This window comes from Klebsiella sp. 2019SCSN059 (genome assembly GCF_021739525.1).
Taxonomy (GTDB): Bacteria; Pseudomonadota; Gammaproteobacteria; order Enterobacterales; family Enterobacteriaceae; genus Klebsiella; species Klebsiella quasipneumoniae.
On the sequence record NZ_JAKKOM010000067.1, the window covers coordinates 1 to 6633 of the forward strand.

Sequence of the window (6633 nt, forward strand, 5' to 3'; positions counted from 1 at the left end):
CATCAAGGAAATCACTGCATTCATGTACATCAACCCGATAACGTGACTGCCCTGACAGCTGTTGCACCGCGTCGGTGACCTTCCTGATAAGTGTTCCGCTCATGACGCCTCTCCTTCTGCCTGTTCATCAAATTCCAGCACAATGCTGTCTTCCTCTTCCCAAGTAGGGTATGACTACGAAATCCCGCAGCCCGACGCATCTTTCTCTTTAAACTCGCCTTAAATCCTTTGATAAGTAGCACCAAAGCTTTCCAGCATTAATTATAATGAGACTGCAGATATGTCTTGATTTTTGCTGCGTTTTTATAATCGAAATGTAATTCCTGACCATTAAACTCTCCATCAAGGCCATTAAGATTCTGATCCTTTTTTATAGAAGGATTTATAGAAAGGTTATTAAGGGAATAGTTATAATCATAAACCTGATACGCAGTTACATTTATCTTTTCCGCAAAGTGCCGTTGCTCTCAGGAGATTAATACAATTACTTTTTTTAGTAAAGAAAACTGTTTCCACATGAGGTTCACTACCATCGACCGCATAAGATTCCACTTTGGAACTATTGCCATTACTTTCGAGATAAAGAGCTAGCGGATAATTAACACCACCCTCTTTCTTAATATTAATACTACTATTAGCATCTAACTTTAATGGCCCTTGTACTATGTCGGATTTAGCTAATGCATAAAAAGAAAAAGTCAACGAAGACAACCCCGAAATAAAGCCACGCATAAATCACTCCTTATCTACTCTCAACAATGCGACTACTGCATTAAACCTCTGCAGGCGATCAGAGTAACCATTCTGCCCACCATTAACTTTTTGTGTGACATCTTGGACACTCAATGTCTTGGCAGTTTTGTTTAATCCTTTACTTACCCAGAAGGAAAAATGCTGACTCTACACCATATTCAGTATTGCTTATCACTAAATCAGGTTGTTCTAACCCTGATCTTTTACACAGTAGATATAAAATCACATACTATACTTAACGCGCAAAAAGTGTTTTATTTTCTCGGCATTACCCAATGGAAAATTTTTGATATTTCCGTTCCTTTTAATTTGATAACCAGATAATTCAGAATCTTTTTCTCCATCCAAATTTTTTATATACCCTCGCACCTCGTCATGTTTATATGTTTTAACCTCATAATAATATGGGTATTCGACGCCATTACTTTCATAATTCACATGCCATCGAAGAAGAGCAACAACATTTCTATGTCCATTTACTTGCATAAAGAAAATGGTCATTAATTCCACTGGAGCGTCAGAGTAATGGAAGGTATCGATTTTAGAGTTATCTAACTCACCATCCTTGGTGCGACTTAGATAAAAATCTATATCCCTTTTATCAGGTGCATACTGAAAACAAATAAATCCATTAGTGAAGGAATTATCTTTAAATGGCCCCTGAACAAGGGCATTAGGGTTATCGCCGCAAGCACAAATCACACTTGAAAAAAAGAACAATGCAAGAACCAACGTTCTTATAATAAAATTTTTCATTTTATCCTCAATTGGAAATTTCATTTTCCATTAACTTCGCTTCGCCATCTCTACGTAGACCAAGCCCTCGCTGATTCGGCCATAAACGCTTCATACTTCTCAAGCGCTCAGGGATGCTTTTTATATTTCCCTGTTCAAAATCATCACGAATCTCTCTCATTTCACGACGCCTATCGATTGGGTCCCCAGGCTTAGGAAGTGCTAATGATGGCCCACGATTATATACTAATGATAATATGGCCCCGGCACTGTCTGGAGGAAGACTTATTGCCTGGGGGATAAGTATCAACAACGGTCTGACAATATCGCTCTTTTAATACCATGGCCATGTCTAATGCTTTATCTTTTTCAATTGTAATATCAGACAACTCATGGACAATTGCTCGTGCCTCGTTACCTTTCTTACCAATTGTAGAAAGTAACCTTTCAACCTGTGAGTCCGAGTAATACTCAGATAACAATGCCCTTGCCGATGAAGTAGTTTGCTGCCCTAAATCATATCCATATCCGACAGTAACACCACTTGATTGATCTCCTGCTGGGACATATGGTTTAGGCATATATGCCTCCCAGGATAATATGAATTCCGCTGATTTCTTTGAAATTCTATAAACGCCCATAGTTGTTTGGAATTCAATCACATCTGTAAATTTATCAGTAATAGTATCCAAAAACACCACCGGATGAAAATGCCACACCGCTTCATCCTTATCAAATGGCGGTACCTTACTCATCCACTCCAGGTCCGCCTGCCATTTCTCACAGTATTTCACTTCCAGCGAGTCCAGATCCTTATAAAACCCTTCCCAGCGCCCTGTCGAGCGGCCCCATACCATTCACTATGATGTTTGACTACCAGCCGGTTGACTACGTTCTTCACCAGCGGATCCCGCACTGCCAGCGCCTGTCTGATTTCCTCTGCTGTCACTTTCCCGTCGCGGTTGCTGTCCATCTCCGCCATCAGGTCACGATATAACTGTGGTACCAGACCGTACTGATACCCCGCGCCCTGTTCAGCTGTTCGGCTTATCGCCCCAAACGCCTGGGAGATCCATCTCTCATACGGGCTGTTCATCACATCGCCCCCGCAGCTTTCCTCCAGCGCCTGAAACCCAAGTTTCTCTAAATCGTACTGGTTAACTTCCTCAACATCATTAGCCACTGCCGCTGACTTTATACCACCATTTTTGTGACTCATCCGCGACGGGCGTTGCCGCTCCCCGGGAGAGCTGGCACTGCGCGCCAGCCTCGCCGATTTACTCTTTTTGTAACAGCAACAACATCACTACAGTGCTGACAGAGGGTTTCCACCGCACTGTAACGCAGAACATCCAGGAAATCGCTGCATTCATGCACATCAACCCGGTACCGTGACTAACCTGTCAGCTTTTTTGTCAGACTGAGTCCTTTATTCATCAGTGCTCCGCTCATTGCCGCGTTCCTTCTTCCTGTCCGTCAAATGTCAGCACAATGCTTTCTTCCTCATCCCTGGTAGGGCAAAATTACGAGATCCCGTAGCCCGCATGGACTGAAGTATTCTTTGTCCATCGCCGCACTTTTCATCTTTCTCTTCAAATCCGCCTTAAATTCTTTGTGTTGCATTAAGATATTTATCGCAATATATCTTACCCCATAAAATAATTCAGCCGTATCCCGTTTCTTATTCGTTCAGAATTTATTTCCCTCTTTACGGACAGAGATACAGATTTCTCCTTAACAGGGTTAGTTGTCAGTTGGATGTGTCTTTAGTTTAACGAGTCGTACCAAAGCTTTCCGGAATTATTTATAATGGGATTGTAGATATGTCTTGATTTCTGTTGCATTTTTATATTTGAAATGTAACTCCTCACCATTAAATTCTCCATTGAGGCCGTTGAGATTCTGGTCTTTTTTTATAGAAGGATTTATAGAAAGGCTATTAAGGTTATAGTTATAACCATAAACCTGATACGCAGTTCCATTTATTTTTTCCGCAGAGTGTCGTTGTTCCCATGAGATTAATACAATTATATTTTTTTTATTGTTTATTTTAGTAAAAAAAATTGTTTCCACATGAGGTTCACCACCATCGACCTCATAAGCCTCCACTTTGATACTATTACCATTAGCTTTGAAATAAAGAGCTAATGGATAATTAGCATCATCCTCCCTCTTAATATAAACACTATCATTAGCATCTAACTTAAATGGCCCTTGTACTATGTCGGTTTTAGCTAGTGCATAAAAAGAAGAAATCAACAAAGATAAGCCAAAAATAAAGCCACGCATAAATCACTCCTTATCGACTCTTAATAATGGGGCCACTGCATTAAACCTTTGTAGGCGATCAGGGTAACCATTCTGCCCACCATTAACTATTTGCGTGACTTCTTGCACACTCAATGCTCTGGCAGTTTTGTTTAGTCCTTTACTTACCCAAAAGGAAAAAGCTGACTCTACACCATATTCAGTATTACTTATCACTAGATCAGGTTGTTCGACAAAGTTTCTCTTATCATCCGGATTCATTTCATTATGTTTATTAGTAAAAAATCTGTAGCCATCTTTACCAGTCAACTGAATCATCCCTCGGCCCCTGTATCTATAACCATCCCCAGAAGATTCTCCATCGTTACCCATTCGACTGGCATAAACATAATTAGCCAAATTTTTTGGGTTATGCGCATACAAAGATTCCTGAGTCCAGAGTTTATCTCTTAAACGTCCCAAGTTGCAATCATCAGTATTTTTATTATATTGAGCTGGACCTTTAATGCACCCAAAAATCCTTCGCATTCCTTTAGCACTATAATTTAGATTTTCCTCTGTTATACTAAAACCACTTTCATGTCCAATTTGAGACAGGAAATGTGCAATTTCTTTTTTATCTTCCATCTTATAGGCTTTTGCATATTTATTGAGATAAGGTAGTACCCTTTCACATTGAATTTTATTTTTATTTAGATTTGCAGCTAGAACCATTTCCAGTGTAATTAATTTTGAAGATAATAATTCATTCAAAAAAAACACCGGATGAAAATGCCACACCGCCTCATCCTTATCAAACGGCGGCACCTTGCTCATCCACTCCAGGTCCGCCTGCCATTTCTCACAGTATTTCACTTCCAGCGAGTCCAGATCCTTATAAAACCCTTCCCAGCGCCCCGTCGAACGGCCACCGCACCACTCGCTGTGATGTTTTACCACCAGACGGTTGACCACATCTTTCACCAGCGGATCACGAACTGCCAGCGCCTGTCTGATCTCCTCTGTCGTCACTTTCCCGTCCCGGTTGCTGTCCATCTCCGCCATCAGATCACGATAAAATTGTGGCACCTGTCCGTACTGCCAGGAGACCTCCTGCTCTGCTGAACGGCTTATCGCCCCAAACGCCTCCGGTACCCAGCTCTCATACGGGCTGTTCATCACGTCACTATTACCGTCTTCCTCCAGCGCCTGAAACCCGAGTTTTAACAGATCGTACTGACTTACTTCTTCAACATCACTTTGCGGCAGCCAGCCGCTTCCGCTGACCTTATACCACCATTTTTGTGCTTCATCCGCGACAGGCATTGCTGACTCACGGAGGAGCCGGCACTGTGCGCTCAGTCGCGCTGATGTCGCTGTAAAGACGGGCTGTCCCGTAACATCCTGCCGGGTAAACAGGGCGCTTCCCTTTGCTGCCAGAACGGACCGTTTATCACCTTTCACTTTTTCAGGGTTGGCTAAAAATCCTGGCATGTTTGGATCTGTACTCAGCACTTCCAGATGCACAAACCACTCTTTATCCAGGAGATTATTTCCCTCACCCGGCGATTCCATACATCCCATAAATCCGACGGGCGTTCCGGCGCTGACCTTCCATTCTTCTGTTTCGCCCGTTAGCTCCACAGAGTCGAACCCCCCTTTTTGTTTTGCCTTCTGCATCCACTCCGGCAATAATCCCTGCATTTCGCCGTCCGGCTCCATCAGCTCCGGATCCAGCGTCACCCAGTACTGTTCTTTTCCCGGAACATTTTCTTTCAGTAAACGAACCAGGCCAAAGGTTGTCAGGGTTGCGTTTCCGTTCTTCGTGACATAAAAACACCCCGTCCGGGAGGAGACAAAACGATCGCCTGCCTTCAGGCTTTTTTTCGTTTTCGCCGGGGCAGGATATGTTCCGGCTTCACCGTTATCCGGCTCCCCCTCCGGCAACCCGTTTTGCCCGGCTTTATATTGACGTAACAGTATGCCGCTGTGCCCGTCCCTGACTTTATAGCAGGGAGATGAAGGATAATCAGACACCGGGGCCAGATGCATATACAGGCTGTAAAACGCCAGCCAGCTTTTTTCCTTTTGCGGGTCAGGCTTGCACTGTGATTTCACCAGCACAAAGCTGCTGCTGTAGCGCAGTTGTTGTCCGCAGTATGGCGCTGTCAGGTATTCATTGTTTATCCGGTACGCCACTACCGTACCGTCTGCCATAAACTGGAGGGGAACGGGGTCGCCGGCATTGACTGCATCCGGATTCAGGGCGGAAAAGGGATTAGAGATGTCGCTAATATGGATCCCGCCATGCCACAATCCGTTCGCCCCCAGCAGCCAGGTCCCGTGCGCTTCTCCGTCGATAAGCCGCATAACATCTTCCAGTGAGCGAAATTCTTTACCGCTGGTGTCCCTGAGAGGGTAACTGATTTTCATATGAGTTTCTTACCTTGAAATCCTTCCGCGCCGCTGGGAAGGAACCAGTTCCAGTGTGGTTTTCCTGAAGGTCTCCGTGACACCTTTCAATGATGCCCCGGTACGGGGAACCAGATAATTCGCCACTTTCATCACCATCATCCCCTCAGAACCATGCTCAATGCCGTTTTTACTCAGCTTCAGATACGATCCGCCGCCATTCAGCGTCAGCGTCTCCGGCGTGCTGATGGAAATCCCATCCTCACTGCAGGTTATCGCCACCTGCTGCTTTGCCAGAAGTCCCATCGTGTTATGCTGAGCCTGAATCTCGATATCTCCCTGGCTGGCAACCAGCTTCGCCCCGTCTTTATGCACAAACATACCCAGGGCTTTTTCTACCGTTACAGAAAGATTTTTCATCGCACCGATATCAAGATGTTGACCGGCATTGATCATGGTATTGCGGGTGCTGCTGAGCTGAAGATG

8 protein-coding genes and 1 pseudogene are annotated in these 6633 nt (G+C 44.2%); all 9 read right to left on the minus strand.

Annotated features, from left to right (window positions below; translation table 11 throughout):
* Positions 1 to 414: 414 nt before the first annotated feature.
* On the minus strand, positions 415 to 732 hold the full coding sequence (locus L2I46_RS28330; protein WP_236948400.1) for a hypothetical protein: 318 nt from the start codon (positions 730 to 732) through the stop codon (positions 415 to 417).
* A gap of 243 nt (positions 733 to 975) precedes the next feature.
* Positions 976 to 1509 (minus strand): hypothetical protein, encoded by a 534-nt coding sequence (locus tag L2I46_RS28335; protein ID WP_142293049.1) that lies wholly within the window; start codon positions 1507 to 1509, stop codon positions 976 to 978.
* 7 nt (positions 1510 to 1516) lie between these two features.
* Positions 1517 to 1669, minus strand: a complete 153-nt coding sequence (locus tag L2I46_RS28340) for a hypothetical protein (protein WP_236948401.1) — start codon at positions 1667 to 1669, stop codon at positions 1517 to 1519.
* Between the two features lie 58 nt (positions 1670 to 1727).
* Positions 1728 to 2243 (minus strand): pesticin C-terminus-like muramidase, encoded by a 516-nt coding sequence (locus L2I46_RS28345; RefSeq protein ID WP_236948402.1) that lies wholly within the window; start codon positions 2241 to 2243, stop codon positions 1728 to 1730.
* 35 nt (positions 2244 to 2278) lie between these two features.
* Positions 2279 to 2707: an EF-hand domain-containing protein gene (locus tag L2I46_RS28350; protein ID WP_236948403.1), complete on the minus strand. Its 429-nt coding sequence runs from the start codon at positions 2705 to 2707 to the stop codon at positions 2279 to 2281.
* A gap of 284 nt (positions 2708 to 2991) precedes the next feature.
* Positions 2992 to 3159, minus strand: a pseudogene (locus L2I46_RS29845) (hypothetical protein); the annotation flags it as partial.
* A 129-nt stretch (positions 3160 to 3288) separates the two neighbouring features.
* Positions 3289 to 3777 (minus strand): hypothetical protein, encoded by a 489-nt coding sequence (locus L2I46_RS28355; RefSeq protein ID WP_087824052.1) that lies wholly within the window; start codon positions 3775 to 3777, stop codon positions 3289 to 3291.
* Between the two features lie 3 nt (positions 3778 to 3780).
* Positions 3781 to 6168 (minus strand): hypothetical protein, encoded by a 2388-nt coding sequence (locus tag L2I46_RS28360; RefSeq protein ID WP_236948404.1) that lies wholly within the window; start codon positions 6166 to 6168, stop codon positions 3781 to 3783.
* A 9-nt stretch (positions 6169 to 6177) separates the two neighbouring features.
* On the minus strand, positions 6178 to 6633 hold a 456-nt coding region (locus L2I46_RS28365; RefSeq protein ID WP_236948405.1), incomplete at its 5' end, for a DUF2345 domain-containing protein.

Bases quoted from the DNA above. Each gene is read 5' to 3' on its own strand.
- L2I46_RS28330 (WP_236948400.1), bottom strand. From the start codon at position 732: ATGCGTGGCTTTATTTCGGGGTTGTCTTCGTTGACTTTTTCTTTTTAT.
- L2I46_RS28335 (WP_142293049.1), bottom strand. From the start codon at position 1,509: ATGAAAAATTTTATTATAAGAACGTTGGTTCTTGCATTGTTCTTTTTT.
- L2I46_RS28340 (WP_236948401.1), bottom strand. From the start codon at position 1,669: ATGAGAGAGATTCGTGATGATTTTGAACAGGGAAATATAAAAAGCATC.
- L2I46_RS28345 (WP_236948402.1), bottom strand. From the start codon at position 2,243: ATGAGTAAGGTACCGCCATTTGATAAGGATGAAGCGGTGTGGCATTTT.
- L2I46_RS28350 (WP_236948403.1), bottom strand. From the start codon at position 2,707: ATGAGTCACAAAAATGGTGGTATAAAGTCAGCGGCAGTGGCTAATGAT.
- L2I46_RS28355 (WP_087824052.1), bottom strand. From the start codon at position 3,777: ATGCGTGGCTTTATTTTTGGCTTATCTTTGTTGATTTCTTCTTTTTAT.
- L2I46_RS28360 (WP_236948404.1), bottom strand. From the start codon at position 6,168: ATGAAAATCAGTTACCCTCTCAGGGACACCAGCGGTAAAGAATTTCGC.